Source organism: Bacteroidota bacterium (assembly GCA_020161395.1).
In the GTDB taxonomy this organism is placed as follows: domain Bacteria; phylum Bacteroidota; class Ignavibacteria; order Ignavibacteriales; family Ignavibacteriaceae; genus UTCHB3.
In genome coordinates, this window is the sequence record JAIUOE010000006.1 from 128,314 (window position 1) to 144,504 (window position 16,191).

Genomic DNA, 16,191 nt, shown 5'->3' on the forward strand with positions numbered 1-16,191 from the left:
CTTTCCCGGTACAAAGAGCCAAAGGAACAGAATTTGATACGGTTTATCCTTTTACTGATTTTTATTGCTGCCATCGGAGTGATCTATTATCTCCTGTTGGATGGTTATGGTGGACCGTTTGAGGGATTCATGAACAATTACGCTCTTGAGACTACCGGTGTAATAGCCGCATATTTTTTAAGCGTTCTCTTCAAACAAGTAAGCGGGAATAAATTTGCCAAGGCATTTATTATATTCCTTTTTGCGTCCATAATCGAGGTTGCCCAGTTGCTGGAAATAAATGTGTTCGGGTCCGTATTCGATCCTCTCGATTTTGTATTTTATGCCTTGGGACTCGGAGTTGCTCTCTTCATCGATACACAGTTGATTCCCCGTCTCGACGGTACTTACGAAAAGATAAAGTTTTAATCACAATAATTTAACTTCAAATGAAAAAAGTACTTAAATATGCCGGCATTTCGCTGGGTGCCATCTTTTTGGTTATTCAGATATTTCAGGTAGATCATACCAATCCCGAAGTAAGATCTGAACCTCCATGGGATTCACCTCGGACGAGAGAGCTGGCTAAAAGAGCCTGTTTCGATTGTCACAGTGCCGAAACAAACTGGCCCTGGTACTCATACATTGCACCGGCATCGTGGAAAGTATTTAACAATGTGAAAAACGGCAGGCGCCATTTCTATTTTTCCGAGTATCCCGTCGGTACCAAAAAACCTGAAGAAGCAATTGAAGAGATAGAAAAAGGAAGTATGCCTCCCTCTGACTATTTACTGATCCACTCCGAAGCAAAACTGACCCCCCTTGAAAAGGCAGAATTGATAAAAGGTCTGAGAGCCACCTTTGGCTTGAATAAACAGGGAGGTCAAAAAACCGAATCCGAAGTGAAGAAAGGTGAAAAAGTGCTTAACGGCAGGGAAAAAAGAGAAATGGAAGAAGCAAAGGGAAAATAGCTTCCGGTAAAATTGATATTAAAAAGGCTGCCCCCGTAACTGAAGGCAGCCTTTTTTTATTAATCACTATTTCGATTTGTCGGGATATTTTACTTTACCCGGCTTTTTAGGCGGATTAGCTTTTAGTGCATCCAGAATAAGGTCGATTGCTTTATTAAGTTGTTGATCGTTTCCTTTAGCGAGTTCGTGAGGGAAGTTTTCAACATCATAATCAGGGTCGACACCGTAGCCCTCGATACCGAGTTCGCCTGTAATTTCGCGATAGCCGAAAGAAGGTGCAGTTACGGAACCTCCGTCTATGAGTGGAGGAGTGCCGGTGATACCGACGAGACCGCCCCAGGTTCTTTTTCCTACAATCTTACCGAGACCCGCAGCTCTGAAGTATGCAGGGAAGGCATCTCCACCTGAACCGGACCAGCCATTAACCAGCATCACTTTTGGTCCGAAGTTGCCGACGAATGGTGTCTGCCAGTCCTCGAAGCCGTTTCTTACCCAGTAATTGTAGAGCTTTCTGTTCAAGAGTTCGATGAAACGGTCAGGGATCTGACCACCGCTGTTAAATCTTTCATCGATGATAAGTGCATCTTTGTTTACCTGTCCCATAAACTGGCGGTAGAGGTCGGTCTGCCCGTCAATTCCGGTGCTTGGCACATAGATGTATCCAACTCTGCCGTTGGTTTTCTCATCGACATATTTTCTGTTCTTTTCGATCCAGGCATAATATCTGAGTGTCTGCTCATTGCCAAGAGGTTTTACAAGAATATCTCTTGCACCCTCTTTCGCAGGAGAGGAGTTGATGGTAAGGACAACAGTCTTGTCTGCCAGACCCTGGAACGCTTTCCATGGATCGGCTTTCATGTCGAGTGCCTGACCATTTACGGCGATGATGTAGTCACCCTCTTTCACATTAAGACCGGGAGCTGACAGTGGTGATCTTACTTCGGAGGCATCCCAAGGAGCGGTTTCATAGATTTTAGCGATTTTGTAATAGCCTGCTTTTTTGTCTGCTTCGAAGTCACAGCCGAGTACACCAACCGAGGTTGATTTGGGATTTTCGAGATCTCCGCCGTTAACATAGGCATGTGAAACATTTAACTCGGCAATCAGTTCGCCGATAACATAGTTAAGGTCACTTCTGTTCACGATATAGGGAAGGAGAGCTTCATATCTTTTGCCCATTTTTTCCCAGTTCAGTCCGTGCATATCGGGATCATAGAAGAAATCCCGTTCGATTCTCCATGCCTCCCGGTAGAGCTGTTTCCATTCTTCCCTCGGGTTGATGGTTGCAGTCATGTTTGAGAGGTCGAGCTTGCCGTCGGCGATTTTAGCACCCGGAGCCGGGTCTATTATGGAGTAGGCACCTTCGGGGGTCTGAACCATGATTTTCTTGCCGTCGGCAGAGAGTCTGAACTGAGTGACTCCCGAGGTAATTTCCTTGTGTTCTCTTTTATCAAGATCAAACTGGAAGAGAGAGCCACCTGTCATCCAAGAATCGGCTTTTGGGAACTGGATATAAAATACCTTTCCTTCGGCAGCGGCGAGTGCGCCGGCATTGCCAAGTTTTTTGATCAGGACAGTTCTTTTTTCGATGTTGTCGAATTCGATCTTTACAGATTTTTCCTCTTTTTTAGCCTCGTCTTTTTTTGGCTCATCTTTTTTAAGAGTGTCCTTCTTAGCATCATCCTTTTTCTCTTCCTTCACATCCACTTCGTCATTTTTGGGAGCGAAGATATCTTTCACATCGGTACGAAGAGTCATGGCATACAGGTTGACCGAGTTATCGTATATCCAGGTGTTGTCCTGATCCGAGTAATTGGGTTCAAAGTTTTTCAGACTGTAGAAATAGAGGTAGTCACCTTTTGGATCGAAGACAGGATTTGCACAATTGTAAAAATCCGAGGTAATCCTTTTCGATTTTCCTTCATCCATGCTGTAAATAAAGATGGCTGACGAGCTGTATTGAACCCGTTTGTCGTAAGCAAGCCACTTGCTGTCGGAACTCCAGGCAAAGGTGAAGAAGTAATTGAATTCATCTTTGTCGATTTTTGTGAGTTTATCGGGGGTAATCGAGTAGATATAGATGTTGCCAAAGTTGTCGTTGAAGACGATGTTTTTACTGTCAGGTGACCAGACTATTCCCTGTTTGAAAGCCACACCTGTTTTGGTGAGCTGTTTTTCGCTCCCTTTGCCGTCAGCCTGGTTGATGTAGAGTTCATACTCACCCGATTTGTCGGAGAAATATGCTATGTGTTTTCCGTCCGGTGACCATGTCGGTTCTCTTTCAGCGACACCGGAGGAGTTGGTGAGGTTTCTGGTCACACCATCCTTGGCAGGAACTGTCAAAATTTCACCGCGGGCTTCGAACACAGCTCTTTTACCGTCGCGGGAGATGTCAAAATTAAAGATCATTTTAGAGAGATTTTTCAAAGCGGGACGAACCTGCGGAAGGTCTGAAGGGATTGTTACCTTCACTTCGGCAGATTTTCCGGTCGTCAGGTTAAGAACAAAAAGCTTGCCTCCGTTTTCGAAAACGATGTCGCTGTTTCCGCCTGAGGGCCATTTAACATCATATTCGTCGAAGAAGGTATATTGTTTCGTTTCTTTGGTTTTTGTGTTGTATCCCCAGATATTCAATTTCTTGTTGTTATCGCGGTCGGAGAGGAAATAGATTATATCGCCAATCCACATCGGGATGCCATCTGAACCATCGAAGTCGGTGATCTTTTCAGAGGTGTTGTTTTTGAAATCGTAAATCCAAATGTCACTTGCCATGCCACCGCGGTACCTTTTCCAGGTTCTGCTTTCGACAGCGAGGGTCTGGAACGCAATTTTTTGTCCATCAGGGCTGACAGACGCGAACTCGCCATATTCGAGAGGGAGGAGTTCGGGCATACCACCAGCGACTGACTGCTTCCAGAGTTTGTTGTATCTGTACGAAGGGGAATTTTGTTGTGAGCGGAAGAGGATGTTCTCTCCGTCAGGATACCAGTCGTTCACAAGGTCAGGTGTCGGGTTATGAGTGAGTCTTTCAGGAACTCCACCCGATGATGGTATCAGGTACACATCCACATTGCCGTCATAATTTCCGGAGAAGACAATTTTGTCACCTTTGGGAGAAAATTTTGCGTAGATTTCGTTCCCGGGTACGGAAGTCAGTCTAATGGCTGTACCTCCTGTTCTGGGAACAGTGTACAGGTCACCGGCATACTGAAAGACAATTTTGTCACCAGAAATGTCGGGGAACCGAAGCATCAGAGCATCAGGTGTGTGGGACTCCTGAGAGAATACGAGACCTGTGAGAGTCAGAAACAATAAGGGGATAAACGATTTTTTCATTGTTTTTTGTCCTGTTAAATAAAAAAAATCCCATGACAGCTAAATTACGAAAAAGAGCCGTCACGGGATAAAATATTATAAGAACGGTCAAACTAATGAATGAGCGTTAATCCGAAGTGATTCAATTGCGTTTTTAAAGAATCCGGGCAGCACGGTTTTCTTTGTATGGTTGATTTGCACAGGATTTTCAAGGTGTGCAATCATGTCGTAATAAGCCTTCTCGCCGTACTGTTCAACCACCTGGATTTTTCTTTCGGGCTGTCTGAAGTGGTAGTACATACTTGGCGGATCAGCCTCGGGGTGGAACTGTGTACCGATTATTTCATCAGAGATTCTGATTGCCATCATTGCAGGTTCCATATAGAAAGCTGCGGGCTCGAGCTCCATGCTTAAAACTTTTGCACCGAGTAAGTCAAATTTGGCTTTGTTCTGGTGGATGACCTGCCAGCCTCTAAAATCAGCGCCGTAGAACGGATCGGTAAGATTCGAAAATACAGAATCCTGATCGCCATCCTCAGTAAGGGCAAAAGGGACGATTCCGAACGACTTTTTCTCTCTTTGCACCACATCACCCAGTTCGAAAAACCTTGCCATCATTTGAAATGAGTGACAGATAAAGAAAACATGTTTCTTGTCCTGAGATTTTTGGTTGTGGTTCCAGATTTTGTCGATGAGATTAAAATAGTCGGTCTCCCATTTTCTGCCTGAATCTTCAAACGGGCTTCCGGGACCGCCGGATGAGATGTAAATATCGTGATCCATGGCGGGTACATCTCCCTTCAGGCGGGAATCAAAAATGGAGTATTCTATCGGGACATCCTCATACAGGGTGTCGATTTCATAGATATGATCCTGGATACATCTCATTCCCTGATTGGGTTCTCCGTTATAGAGGTCTATTATGGCTATTTTGATCTTTTTCTCGGGCAATATTCCGGTTCCTGTTTTAATTTTTTTGAATGTGCAAATTTAACGAAGTTGAACCAATAACACGGTTCGGAAAATCCACTTTTTTATTACTCTTTAAAAGTATAACATTACAACACTAATTTTGGGAAAAGCGCAAATGTCACAGCGGAAGAAACTTTTAATCAATTACACAAACCATCCGAGCCATCTTTGGAGTGAAGAACAGACAGCGGCAGCACTTCTGCAATGGAGCAGTATTATCGATATTCCGTTTCCTCTTATATCACCCGACTGGGAGAACGCGGAGGTTCGTGAGTGTTTTAATCAGTTTTATGATCTCGCAAAAGAGAAGTGCGGGAGCGCAGGTCGAGATATCCTTGATGCCGATTTTTTGGTAATGGGGGAATTCCGTTTTACATATTATACTGTCAGTAGATTAATCAGTCTTGGGCATAGAGTTTATTCTCACGCGGGGAAAAGGGATGTGGAGATAAAGGACAACAAGAGCATCTACACATTCCGTTTCGGGCGATTTGTGGAATATTTCTCTGATTGAACCGGAGTCACTTCTTTAATTTCAGGTCGCTGTCTCACAAGTGACCGTGCACTCCTCAGGATGGAAAATCGTATATTTAAAGATCAATTTTCGGGATTTTTAGATGCACATTTTCTCCAGAACCTTTTTTATACTTCTGGTTTCGAGCAGTATTCTTTTTGCACAACAGCCTTATACAATTCTTGTTTCATTCGACGGATTCAGGCACGATTATATGGATCGAGGCATTACACCCAATCTCTGGAAGATTGCCAATAACGGTGTAAAAGCTTTATCGCTGCGACCTGTTTTCCCGTCAAAAACCTTTCCAAACCATATCTCAATCATCACAGGAATGTATCCTGAGAATCACGGTATCATCGCAAACACATTTTATGACCCTGTTTACAAAGAGACTTATAAAATCAACGACTCGGTTCAGGTGAGGAATGCAAGATGGTACAGGGGTGAAGCTTTCTGGGAGACTGCACAAAGAAACGGAATTACAGCAGCAAGCTTTTTCTGGCCCGGTTCTGAAGTGGAGCTGGAATACAGGCGACCACGATACTACAAAAATTATGACCACGATTTACCCTACACCCAACGGATTGACGGAATCATTAAATGGTTACAACTTCCGTATGGCGAAAGACCGAAGTTTTTTACCATCTATTTTGATGCCACAGATACTTATGCCCACGATCATGGGACTGACTCTGACAGCACAAACTATGCGATCTCCCTGTTGGACAGTATGGCGGGGATTCTGACAAGCGAACTTCAGAGAATAAACCTTCTTGATTCGACAAACCTGATCTTTGTAAGTGATCACGGTATGACAAATGTTGATAAATCGAAGTATATTGATGTGGAAGAGATACTCGGTGATGAAAAGGTCGAGCTTTGGAACTGGGGCACATATTGTCTCATCCAGCCGCAAAAAGACCGTATTGAAGAGGCTTACAGAAGACTAAAGGCAAACGAAAATCACTATAAAGTATACAAAAAACAAGTCGTACCTGATTTTTACCACTTCACAAACAATCCAATGTTTTCTGATATTATCCTGATAACAGATTTAGGCTGGGAAGCAGGGAACACAAAGGGAAGAAAAAGTTTTGAGCGCTGGGATGCAAAAGGTAACCACGGCTATGAAAAGGATGTGATGGATATGCACGGCTATTTTGTCGCCATGGGTCCCTCCTTCAAAAAGAATTTCCGGACAGGTACCTTGTGGAACATCGATATTTATCCCCTCCTCTGTGAAATCTATAACATCCCCGTCAGAAACGGTATAGACGGCAAAGCTGAGAGAATCCGGTTTGTGTTGAGGAAGTACTAGAGAGACTCGAGAAACCAGAGTACCAGAGTACCAGAGAGACTAGAGTACCTGAGAGACTTGAGTATTAAATTGTGTCCGTTTCTCAAGTTTCTCGAGTTTCTCAAATCTCTCAAGTTCTCGAGTTTCTCGAGTCTCTCAAGTCTCTCAAACTCTACTTGACAAGCACCATCTTCCCCGTCTTTGCCAGATTTCCACAGGTCAGACGATAGATATAGACTCCTGAGCCGAAATCTGAGCCGTCGAATTCGACCTGGTGTGCACCCGCAGATTTGTAACCCCGATAAAGAGTTTTCAATTCTCTCCCCATAATGTCGAAGATGGAGAGTTGGATATCTGCCGACTCCGGAAGGGAGAATGATATTATGGTTGAAGGATTGAAGGGATTCGGGTAATTTTGATTTAGCCTGAATGATTCAGGGAGAGCGGGTTCGGGGTCTTCGACAGAAACGAGTACACTGTCGAAAGAGATTATTCTAATGGCATCTGCGTTAACCACTTTACCTGCGGTATCCACCTTATTTGAGAGGGTGACACCTTCAGACGGGTCGTTTGTGAAAGTGAATGTCCCGATTCTGTTCCACTGGCTTCCATTGATCGACTGGTTGATTCTTACTGTGTCGGTACCGTTTTTATGTTTGATTATGTAAGGTGCGTTTGAAGCACGATTGGAAGCAGCCACCCACCATGCATAGACATCATATTTGGCTTCGTTTGTGATTTTCATTTTCCATTTCAGAGATGTCTCACCATTGCCTGCGTTTGCATTCAGAGATGGAGTGGTTCCCCAGTAGCCGCCGACATTGGAGACTGTCCAGGTGCCCGTCTTTACGATATTTGAATCGACATTGTCAATTTTACTTATATAGAAAAGAGGCGGCAGCAGGTTGATAGAATCGGGATTAACGATTGCGAGCATGGTCGGAATCGGTCTTTGGTATGTCGCTCCGACGGGAAGATTAACGAGCTGGTTACCGACTGACATCTGTGTGGAACCGCCACCGTCGAGGTTCATTGCTTCAATGCATCCAAGGGAGATCATGAGGTCGGCAGCCTCGGGAAGGGAGAGCCCTTCACTGTCCGCCTGTCTTCCGTCGATCACCATCATTATTACATGTCTGTCGGCTGTGTAACCGACAACGGTTCTCGGGTCACGGATGGTGCTTCCGACACCTGATCCGAAGAAGACTTCTTCGGTATAGGTAATGTTTTTTTGTCCGTTTTTTACCAAAGTGGGTCCGCCGCCAATTCCTGCGAGAATCTCATAATACTGGTTGCCAAGAGCCATAACCGGCTGTGGAGCGGGAGTCGTTTCGGTATTTGGAGTGGGGGCTGCATATGTGTAAATATCGATGGGTCTGTTACCAAAATGATAGATCCAGTTTACTGAAAATTCCCTTGTATCTGTGAAACTGAATAGGGAACGGGTGGTGTAGTAGGTACCGGCAGGTCGGGTAAGTTGGGCAATGTTTTTTGCTTTTACAACACCGGGTTCGATAAGAGCCGAGTACGATGCACCGGTGTTTACATCAAAATATCCGCCGTTGATTCCGGCAATTGCTCCCATTCTGGGGACAAAGGAGGTGATTCCCTCCCTGCCTGCAGGATTGAAATAAGGTTTAATTGCGACATTCGTTCTGTTCATATCCACATCAAAATACCACAATTTCAGTTTAGGGTTCGTGGTTCTTTCACCGAGTATCAGTTTTACTCCCGCAGGAAGGGTGTAGTTGGAGGTGACATTTGTAAACGAAATTGGCTGGGTGTAAACATAAAGACTGGTGATACAAAAAAGTAAAAAATATCGCTTAAACATTCCGGGCTCTCTAATTAGTTTGGTAACTAAACTATAAATTAATTAATTTTCAGATATGAAATATATTATTTGCTCACGGAATTGTACAATTATGGAACAGAGAAAAAGATGAAGCCCAGTCAGATCAAGATCAAAGAAGGAAAGATACATTTTACATGGCAGGATAACAGGGAAATCAGTTTCCCCTTGAAGCAGTTCAGGGAGGAGTGCCCCTGTGCAAACTGTAAAGGTGAAACTATCCTCTACACCACATTCAAGCCGCAGAGAATAACAATCGAGACACCTGAAATGTACAAGGTGGCTGCAATTGCACCCGTTGGCGATTATGCCATTCAAATCAGGTGGAAAGACGGACACGATACCGGGATATATTCCTGGGCATATATCGACGAGTTAATCAGTCGTTCTTCCCTTGACAGCAGCGCAGAATAAACCCTTTTCGGAAGAGAACAGTTGATGGTCACCGCAAACGAAATAAAAATTTTTTCATCACTAAAGGTGAAGAAATACCGTGAAGAATTTAACCTGTTCATCGTGGAGGGTTACAAGCAGGTTAGTGAGGGTCTTGCATCAGGGGTTAAATGTGAGATAGTGATTTATGAACACGACGCATTTCATGAGATTACGGATATTATCTCTCAGGCAATGAAACTTGGTGTGAGACATGAGGCTGTAAAAAGAGCCGAGATTAACAAGATGTCTGATACAATAAACAGCCAGGGAGTTGTAGCGGTTTTCCGGGTGCCGACACCTCAAAAAACGGATAAAACGGCTCCGGTAATTGTCTATCTTGACAGGATAGCGGACCCCGGGAATATGGGCACGATATTAAGAACTGCCGACTGGTTTGGCTTCAGGGAGATTCTTCTTTCTCCGGAATGTGTGGATATTTACAACCCCAAGGTAGTCCGTTCTTCGATGGGCTCGATATTCAGAGGCTCTTTTCACTTCGAAAGCGATAAAAGAACCTTATTGATACTGAAGGAATCGGGATACAGAATTGTAACCTCGCAGTTGAACGGGAAGGATATCAGGGATTTTAATCCGGCACCAAAAACCGTAATAGTCCTCTCAAACGAAAGCCATGGAGTGCTTCCCGGACTGGCATCGATCGCAGATGATTCAATAAGAATTCCCGGTATACCGGGTGCGGAATCCCTCAATGTTGCAGTTGCAGCCGGGATTATTTTGAACAAATTTTACGAAACAGGAAACAAAACACGATGAGTGAACTTATTAAAATCGCATTGTTCCAGTACTCACCCGAGTGGGAGAACAAAGAAGCAAACATGGTAAAGATCAGGAAACAGCTCGAGAGTCTTACAGAGCCGGTTGATCTTATTGTGTTTCCCGAGATGAGCCTTACCGGTTTCAGCATGGAAACCGCAAAACTCGCAGAATATGTTGACGGGCAAACCTTCAATTTCTTCTCCTCGATAGCAAAGGAATTTGAGACCAATGTGGTGGCGGGAATTGTGGAGAAAGGGAAAAAGAAATATTTCAACACGCTGATGTTTATTAACCGTGAGGGAGTGCTCGAAGACAAATACCGGAAAATCCACCCGTTTACCTTTGGGGATGAAGCAAAGCATTATGCAGGTGGTTTTGCCTACATAAATCATTATGCTGAAGATTTTCACATCGGTTTCTCAATCTGCTACGACCTCCGTTTCCCTGAACTTTTCCGGTTTATGGCACTCGACAAAGTCGAAATACTTGTAAATATTGCCAACTGGCCCGAGGCGAGAATAGACCATTACAAAACCCTTTGTAAAGCGAGAGCCATCGAAAACCAATGTTACTTCGTGGCTGTAAACAGAACAGGATCGGATCCAAAACTCAACTACACCGGCAACAGCTCCGTTTTCGGACCAATGGGTGAGGAATTGATAATGATGGGAAGTGAAGAGGGAATCGGAATAGCAGAGATTGATCTTGAGCATCTGCAAGGGGTAAGGGAGAAATTCCCCTTTCTTGACGATATCAAATTAATTTCCATCGAGGAAGATGAAGATGAAGATCAGTAGAATATTTGTGGTGGTTTCCACTTTTGCTCTGATCGCCTTGACCGTTGTTTTTAGTATTAAAGGGAACGGACAAGCCGAAAAACCTAAGTATATGCTTGTAATTCATGGTGGAGCAGGTTTTGTGCCGGAGGATATTCCCGTTGAGTTGCGAAACAAATATCTGGCAGGTCTCGAGAAGGCACTGGATACCGGAGAAAAAATTCTTAAGGCGGGGGGCAAAAGTCTGGATGCAGTGGAAGCTGTGGTAAAGGTACTCGAGGATGATTCCCTCTTTAATGCAGGGAAGGGTGCCGTGCTTAACAGTGACGGAATTGCCCAACTTGATGCCGCTATTATGGATGGTAAAACCCTGATGGCGGGAGCCGTTGCTGCTGTGGAGCATATAAAAAATCCAATAGCTGCCGCAAGAGTTGTAATGGAGAAAACCGGTCATGTGATGATGACCGGAGCAGGTGCAGAGAAAATTGCGGAGCTGAACGGACTGGTTCCGGTGGGAGCGGATTATTTTTATACCGACCACAATCAGAAAATATGGAAAGATGCCAGATCAAAGGGAACAGTTGGCGCAGTCGCTCTCGACATGGAAGGAAATCTTGCAGCCGCCACTTCGACAGGCGGATTGAACAACAAACTCGCCGGAAGGATTGGTGACGCTCCTGTCATTGGTGCGGGTACCTATGCAAACAACAACACTTTGGCAATATCGGCAACGGGAAAAGGTGAAAAGTTCATCAGATATAATGTTGCTTTCAGGATTTCAGCCTTGATGGAATACAAGAACATGAGTCTTGAGGAAGCCTGTAATGAAGTGATAAACAAAACACTCGAACCGAAGGATGGCGGAGTAATTGCGGTTGATAAATCAGGGAATTTTGTAATGGCATTCAACACCGCTTCGATGTTTCGCGGTGTGACTGGTGATGGAATAAACAAAGAGGTGAAAATATGGAAAACAAAGTAACAATACCCTTTCCACAACCGGGGGATTATCCTGACTATTACGAAAACTATCTTTCGCATGTTGACAGGGAGAAAGAGATCCTCGTAACCCTCAAAGAGCAACTGACAACTGTCATTGCCTCCCTTTCAGCACTTGGCGAGGAGGAACAGAATCGCAGATATGCAGAGGGGAAGTGGTCGGTAAAAGAGGTGATAGGTCATTGTATTGATACCGAAAGGATATTCAGTTACCGGGCACTCTGTTTTGCCAGAGGTGAAACCCAGCCGTTGCCGGGCTACGATGAGAATAAATATACTCCCGCCGGAAGGTTCGGAGAGAGGTCGCTACAGTCACTTCTGAAAGAATTTGCAGCACTTCGGGAATCGAATATTACTCTTTTTTCATCGTTTTCTGCTGAGGATGTAGTCAAAGGTGGGGTTGCAAGTGGCTATAAAAACAAAGTTAATTCGATCATATATGTTCTGGCAGGTCATCTTCAGCATCATTTAATGATACTGAAGGAGAGATATGGCATTAACGGAGTGAAATAACTTCCGATATTTTTTCGAGGATAATCTTTGTTGCTCCGGTATTCCCCATCACAAAGTTGCGGGATTTTTCTCCGGTTCTTAATCTGAGTTCTTCATCCGCGATAAAATTTCGCATCTTCCTGTACATTTCCTTTTTTGTTCGCACAATCGTACCGCCACCCGATTGTGCGAGTTCTCCTGCTTCCTGTGAGTTCCCGATTTTAGGTCCGTAAATCACGGGGATGCCGTAAACCGCAGCTTCGAGAGTGTTGTGAACATTCGATTTAAAACTGCCCCCCACAAAAGCAATATCGGCGTAGAAGTAGAGAGTCATCAGGATACCGATTGAATCGACAATGATTACCCTCTCGTTGTTGTAAGTGTTCAGGAATGAGAACCGGATGGTTTGCTCAATCCCGGCAAATTCATTTTCCAGTTTCTCCAGATGGAGCAGGGTGGGCTCGTGGGGGACCAGAATTACAACCGTTTCCTGATGATATTTCAACAGTTTTTTAACAGCGGGGAGCAGGACTTCCTCATCTTCCTCCCAGATGCTTCCTGCGACAATCACTTTTTTCCCCTCCAGTATATCGTCCCTGATCAGTTTCCTTTCCCGGGCAATAAGGGCTCTTTCATGGACTCTGTCGAACCTTGTATCGCCAATCTTCAGAATTCTGTTCCTGTCAAGATTGAATGCAAGAAAGTTTTTCAGATCCAAATCGGAAATGGTAAGGATATAGTTGAATTTACTGTAAAGCAGGGTATGGAACGGCTTCAGGAAAGGATTCAGCCTTTTTGAGTCACTCCGCATTGTTGCATCCACCAGGAAAGCAGGTACATTGTTTTTATCGAGTGCAAAGATAAAATTGGGCCAGATGTCATAACGCATAAAAATTGCTAGTGACGGGTTGATAATCTTTACAAATTTATCGGCATTGGAAGGAGAATCCAGAGGTAGATATGTAACTGCATCGGCGTGCGGGTATTTCATCGAATTGTCGTAACCCGACGGCGAGAAAAAGGTAACAAAGATGTTTACATTCCCCTGTTTTTTGAGCTTCTCGATAATCGGTTTGGCTTGTTCGAATTCACCGAGGGATGAGGAATGAAACCAGATGGTAATTTTACTTTTGTCAAATTTCTCAACTTTTGAGGAGGCTTTTTTTAGGACATCCTGTCGCCCCTCAAGCCCTTTTCTTATTTTTTGATTAAACACACCTGCAATTCTCATTGCGAGAGAGAAGAAGGGAATAAAAAGAAGGTTGTAAAAAAATATCAGCAAGCGTCAGTCCTCGAAAACAAGCCTTGAGAGACTTTCATAAACATCTGCCGGTTGAATATCAACGAGGCATTTGAAGTGCTTTTGCGGGCAACTGCTCAATCCTATGTGTGAACAGGGTCTGCATGGTAACGACTCGTTTTCGATAACGATACTTTTGTTTTTGTAGGGAGTAAATCCGAACTCCTTAACGGTTGAACCAAAAATTACCAGAACGGGAGTTTTTACTGCGCAGGCGAGATGCATCAAACCGGAATCGCATGTGACAGCAGCTTTACATTCCGAGAGTATCGATGCTATCCGGTAGAGTTCATTTTCGGAGCAGAGATTAATTACCCTTGGTTCAGCTTCTTCGATTGCAGAGCAAATCTTCAGGTCATCGGTACCGCCGATAAGTACGGGAGTCGCTCCGCCATCAATTATCATTTCGCAAAGTCTGGTGAAGTGGTACTCGGGCCATCTTTTGGTAAAATGTTTGGAACCGGGAGCGATGGCGATATAGTCCCTTCCCTTTGGCAGGGAAGTCTCGACGCGCGAGAAATGGAGATCGAGCCCCTCGTCATCAAGTGCGAAATCAGGTATATAGCCACTTTGTTTTATTGAGAGGGCATACCGGTCAGGAATCTGCGGATAATCGTCGAGCATGTTGAGTTTGAAGTTGACGAGGAGAAATTTCTTAATGTTCGACTTCTTGAATTTGATCTTTTTGTCGATACCGGAAGTAAGTTTTATCGTCTTGATACTGTGCTGAAGGTCGATAACGAGATCATAATTGATGCCACCCGAAAGCGTATCGAGAGATTCACCTTCACGATAAGTGATGACATTTTGCAGAAACGGATTGAACTGCAACACATCGCGGTATTCTTCCTTTACCAGGAAATCGATACCTGCACCGGGGAGGTGATTTTTCACGGATCTGACGATTGGTGTGGTCAGCAGGACATCTCCGAGAGAACTTAGTCTGATGATTAGGATATTCTTCATTCTTTTATCGATGCGGTACTAAATTTTTAGATTTTAAATAGAATTTAATTCTTTTAAAGGGATTATAAGCCTTGAAAGACAAATAAAATTTCCCTATGGCAAGCCATGCTTCCTGTGAAGGTGTCTCGGGAATTTTCACCATCTTCACCGGTTCATCGCTTATAATCACATCAAGTTTTCTCGTTTTTTTTGTGTTTGTGCCTGCTCCGTCAGCACCGAGATGATGGACAAGGGATTTTCCGGGGTAAAGAGTGAGCATCCTGTTCAGGAAGATGGAGGCATCCCACCTTACAGCCCATGAATCATTCTCTCCTGCGATTACCCTCTGAAGGATTCTCTCCTTGAATGCTGCATCGTTGAAGTTGAAGATGTCCATCTCTTTTCTATTGAGAATTTCAGTATAGAGAAACTTTGCATCGGTATTCAACAGTTTCCATGCTCTTCCCCATGTAGCCCATCCGAGGCAGTCGGCTCCCCTGAGGAAAAATGTTTCGGGAAGTGTCGCCTTGACGGGATAGAGATAACCGTGAATTGAAGCTACCTTGCCGGAATTCCGGTAGAGGTTTAATCCTTCATTCATAAATTTTAAAAACCAGGGGGAGAGCTGGAGGTCATCTTCGAGCACTATCACTTCGCCAAACTTTTCGATCATTTCCGAGACTCCATTTATGATCGATTTCCCGAGCCCCCTGTTTTCCGGAGCTTCGAAAATGGTTACACTTTTGAACCCCTGAATGGTTTTCAGATATCCCCGCACATCCAAAACGGCGGGTTTATCCTTCTCTCCCTTCCAGCCATCTGAAAAAACGAAGAGATCAGTCTCTTTTGCCTCAATGTTGGCTGCGAGCGAATTGACAGTTGCTTCCAGAAGGAGGCGTCTGTTGTAGGCAAAGAGTGCAACGGGTGCGAAACTCATAGTGAAAAATCAACAATTAATGAAGTGTAATGTGGTTTGCCGTCACTGTTTTTTCTGTGATTCAGAAGACACCGTTTAATGTGTCCCTTCTCTGTGCCATTGCTGTAAAACGAGTGAAAAACCCCCTTTTCATCCCAGTATTCCACCAGATGATGCCTGTATCCAAATCTCTCAAATAAATCAGTGAGTGATTTAAAGTTAAAAAGGTGCTTGTGGTCGTCGGCGGCGGGACCAGTTCCCCCCGGTCTTACATGTTCGATATAAGCGGGATCTGCATGGAACCCGTCGGGCACTGCAACCCGAATGTTCACACCCGGATTCGAGTATTTTTTGATATTCATTGCCATTAACTCTATCGATTTAATATCAAGATGTTCGAGTACATGCTCGGCGAGGACAAAATCGATTTTTTTTCTGCTGAAATAGAGTCTGAAGTCACTTTCTTTTGTAATGTCAAGAGTTTTTATGTCGGTCGGAAACCATCCCCAATAGAGGGTGTCACCACTTCCGATAACAATTTTTATTTTTGATGCCAGCCTTGAATAGAAAAACCATGCCATTAGTGAGAACGGCTTAAGCACCGGACCGGAGATGGCATACAGTTTTTTTCTGAGTTTTGAAGGCATC

16 protein-coding genes are annotated in these 16,191 nt (G+C 44.2%); 9 read left to right on the forward strand and 7 right to left on the reverse strand.

The annotated features are described in order from the left end of the window. Nucleotides 1-33 precede the first annotated feature (33 nt). Nucleotides 34-408 (forward strand): hypothetical protein, encoded by a 375-nt coding sequence (locus LCH52_11405; GenBank protein MCA0389087.1) that lies wholly within the window; start codon nt 34-36, stop codon nt 406-408. A 20-nt stretch (nt 409-428) separates the two neighbouring features. After that, the gene (locus LCH52_11410) at nt 429-950 is read left to right on the forward strand and encodes a heme-binding domain-containing protein (GenBank protein MCA0389088.1); all 522 of its coding nucleotides are present in this window, start codon (nt 429-431) and stop codon (nt 948-950) included. A 66-nt stretch (nt 951-1,016) separates the two neighbouring features. Here the strand turns inward: LCH52_11410 and LCH52_11415 are convergent, their stop codons facing one another. After that, complete coding sequence (locus LCH52_11415) at nt 1,017-4,286, reverse strand: PDZ domain-containing protein (protein ID MCA0389089.1); 3,270 nt, start codon at nt 4,284-4,286, stop codon at nt 1,017-1,019. Nucleotides 4,287-4,373: 87 nt separating this feature from the next. Further along, nucleotides 4,374-5,216 carry a GMP synthase gene (locus LCH52_11420; GenBank protein MCA0389090.1) on the reverse strand — a complete coding sequence of 281 codons (843 nt, stop codon included), beginning with the start codon at nt 5,214-5,216 and terminating at the stop codon, nt 4,374-4,376. 136 nt (nt 5,217-5,352) lie between these two features. Between LCH52_11420 and LCH52_11425 the strand changes: the two genes are divergently transcribed. After that, the gene (locus LCH52_11425; GenBank protein ID MCA0389091.1) at nt 5,353-5,751 is read left to right on the forward strand and encodes a hypothetical protein; all 399 of its coding nucleotides are present in this window, start codon (nt 5,353-5,355) and stop codon (nt 5,749-5,751) included. Between the two features lie 103 nt (nt 5,752-5,854). Then, nucleotides 5,855-7,072 carry an ectonucleotide pyrophosphatase/phosphodiesterase gene (locus LCH52_11430; protein MCA0389092.1) on the forward strand — a complete coding sequence of 406 codons (1,218 nt, stop codon included), beginning with the start codon at nt 5,855-5,857 and terminating at the stop codon, nt 7,070-7,072. A 151-nt stretch (nt 7,073-7,223) separates the two neighbouring features. Here LCH52_11430 and LCH52_11435 read toward each other — a convergent pair whose 3' ends face one another. Next, entirely contained in the window at nt 7,224-8,885 is a 1,662-nt protein-coding gene (locus tag LCH52_11435) for a phosphodiester glycosidase family protein (protein ID MCA0389093.1), read from the reverse strand. A 108-nt stretch (nt 8,886-8,993) separates the two neighbouring features. On the opposite strand from LCH52_11435, the gene LCH52_11440 reads away from it, so the two are divergent. Genes LCH52_11440 through LCH52_11460 form a run of 5 tightly spaced genes read left to right on the forward strand, consistent with a single transcriptional unit; the run spans nt 8,994 to nt 12,403 of the window. Then, nucleotides 8,994-9,317 carry a DUF971 domain-containing protein gene (locus tag LCH52_11440; protein ID MCA0389094.1) on the forward strand — a complete coding sequence of 108 codons (324 nt, stop codon included), beginning with the start codon at nt 8,994-8,996 and terminating at the stop codon, nt 9,315-9,317. 24 nt (nt 9,318-9,341) lie between these two features. After that, nucleotides 9,342-10,112, forward strand: a complete 771-nt coding sequence (locus tag LCH52_11445; protein ID MCA0389095.1) for an RNA methyltransferase — start codon at nt 9,342-9,344, stop codon at nt 10,110-10,112. Then, nucleotides 10,109-10,912: a hypothetical protein gene (locus tag LCH52_11450; protein MCA0389096.1), complete on the forward strand. Its 804-nt coding sequence runs from the start codon at nt 10,109-10,111 to the stop codon at nt 10,910-10,912. Before LCH52_11445 ends, LCH52_11450 begins: the two co-directional genes overlap by 4 nt. Further along, nucleotides 10,899-11,873 (forward strand): isoaspartyl peptidase/L-asparaginase, encoded by a 975-nt coding sequence (locus tag LCH52_11455; protein MCA0389097.1) that lies wholly within the window; start codon nt 10,899-10,901, stop codon nt 11,871-11,873. The genes LCH52_11450 and LCH52_11455 overlap by 14 nt, the downstream gene beginning before the upstream one ends. Next, the gene (locus LCH52_11460) at nt 11,858-12,403 is read left to right on the forward strand and encodes a DinB family protein (GenBank protein MCA0389098.1); all 546 of its coding nucleotides are present in this window, start codon (nt 11,858-11,860) and stop codon (nt 12,401-12,403) included. The genes LCH52_11455 and LCH52_11460 overlap by 16 nt, the downstream gene beginning before the upstream one ends. On the opposite strand, the gene LCH52_11465 is transcribed toward LCH52_11460, so the two are convergent. From LCH52_11465 to LCH52_11480, 4 genes are read right to left on the reverse strand one after another with little or no spacing between them, the layout of a single operon-like run. Continuing rightward, complete coding sequence (locus LCH52_11465; protein ID MCA0389099.1) at nt 12,387-13,664, reverse strand: 3-deoxy-D-manno-octulosonic acid transferase; 1,278 nt, start codon at nt 13,662-13,664, stop codon at nt 12,387-12,389. The genes LCH52_11460 and LCH52_11465 overlap by 17 nt on opposite strands. Nucleotides 13,665-13,667: 3 nt before the next feature. After that, on the reverse strand, nt 13,668-14,648 hold the full coding sequence (locus LCH52_11470; GenBank protein MCA0389100.1) for a glycosyltransferase family 9 protein: 981 nt from the start codon (nt 14,646-14,648) through the stop codon (nt 13,668-13,670). Between the two features lie 4 nt (nt 14,649-14,652). Continuing rightward, on the reverse strand, nt 14,653-15,564 hold the full coding sequence (locus LCH52_11475; GenBank protein ID MCA0389101.1) for a glycosyltransferase family 2 protein: 912 nt from the start codon (nt 15,562-15,564) through the stop codon (nt 14,653-14,655). Then, nucleotides 15,561-16,190, reverse strand: a complete 630-nt coding sequence (locus LCH52_11480) for a hypothetical protein (GenBank protein MCA0389102.1) — start codon at nt 16,188-16,190, stop codon at nt 15,561-15,563. The genes LCH52_11475 and LCH52_11480 overlap by 4 nt, the downstream gene beginning before the upstream one ends. Nucleotide 16,191: the final 1 nt, after the last annotated feature.

Bases quoted from the DNA above. Each gene is read 5' to 3' on its own strand.
- LCH52_11410 (MCA0389088.1), top strand. From the start codon at position 429: ATGAAAAAAGTACTTAAATATGCCGGCATTTCGCTGGGTGCCATCTTT.
- LCH52_11415 (MCA0389089.1), bottom strand. From the start codon at position 4,286: ATGAAAAAATCGTTTATCCCCTTATTGTTTCTGACTCTCACAGGTCTC.
- LCH52_11425 (MCA0389091.1), top strand. From the start codon at position 5,353: ATGTCACAGCGGAAGAAACTTTTAATCAATTACACAAACCATCCGAGC.
- LCH52_11430 (MCA0389092.1), top strand. From the start codon at position 5,855: ATGCACATTTTCTCCAGAACCTTTTTTATACTTCTGGTTTCGAGCAGT.
- LCH52_11435 (MCA0389093.1), bottom strand. From the start codon at position 8,885: ATGTTTAAGCGATATTTTTTACTTTTTTGTATCACCAGTCTTTATGTT.
- LCH52_11440 (MCA0389094.1), top strand. From the start codon at position 8,994: ATGAAGCCCAGTCAGATCAAGATCAAAGAAGGAAAGATACATTTTACA.
- LCH52_11445 (MCA0389095.1), top strand. From the start codon at position 9,342: ATGGTCACCGCAAACGAAATAAAAATTTTTTCATCACTAAAGGTGAAG.
- LCH52_11450 (MCA0389096.1), top strand. From the start codon at position 10,109: ATGAGTGAACTTATTAAAATCGCATTGTTCCAGTACTCACCCGAGTGG.
- LCH52_11455 (MCA0389097.1), top strand. From the start codon at position 10,899: ATGAAGATCAGTAGAATATTTGTGGTGGTTTCCACTTTTGCTCTGATC.
- LCH52_11460 (MCA0389098.1), top strand. From the start codon at position 11,858: ATGGAAAACAAAGTAACAATACCCTTTCCACAACCGGGGGATTATCCT.
- LCH52_11470 (MCA0389100.1), bottom strand. From the start codon at position 14,648: ATGAAGAATATCCTAATCATCAGACTAAGTTCTCTCGGAGATGTCCTG.
- LCH52_11475 (MCA0389101.1), bottom strand. From the start codon at position 15,564: ATGAGTTTCGCACCCGTTGCACTCTTTGCCTACAACAGACGCCTCCTT.
- LCH52_11480 (MCA0389102.1), bottom strand. From the start codon at position 16,190: ATGCCTTCAAAACTCAGAAAAAAACTGTATGCCATCTCCGGTCCGGTG.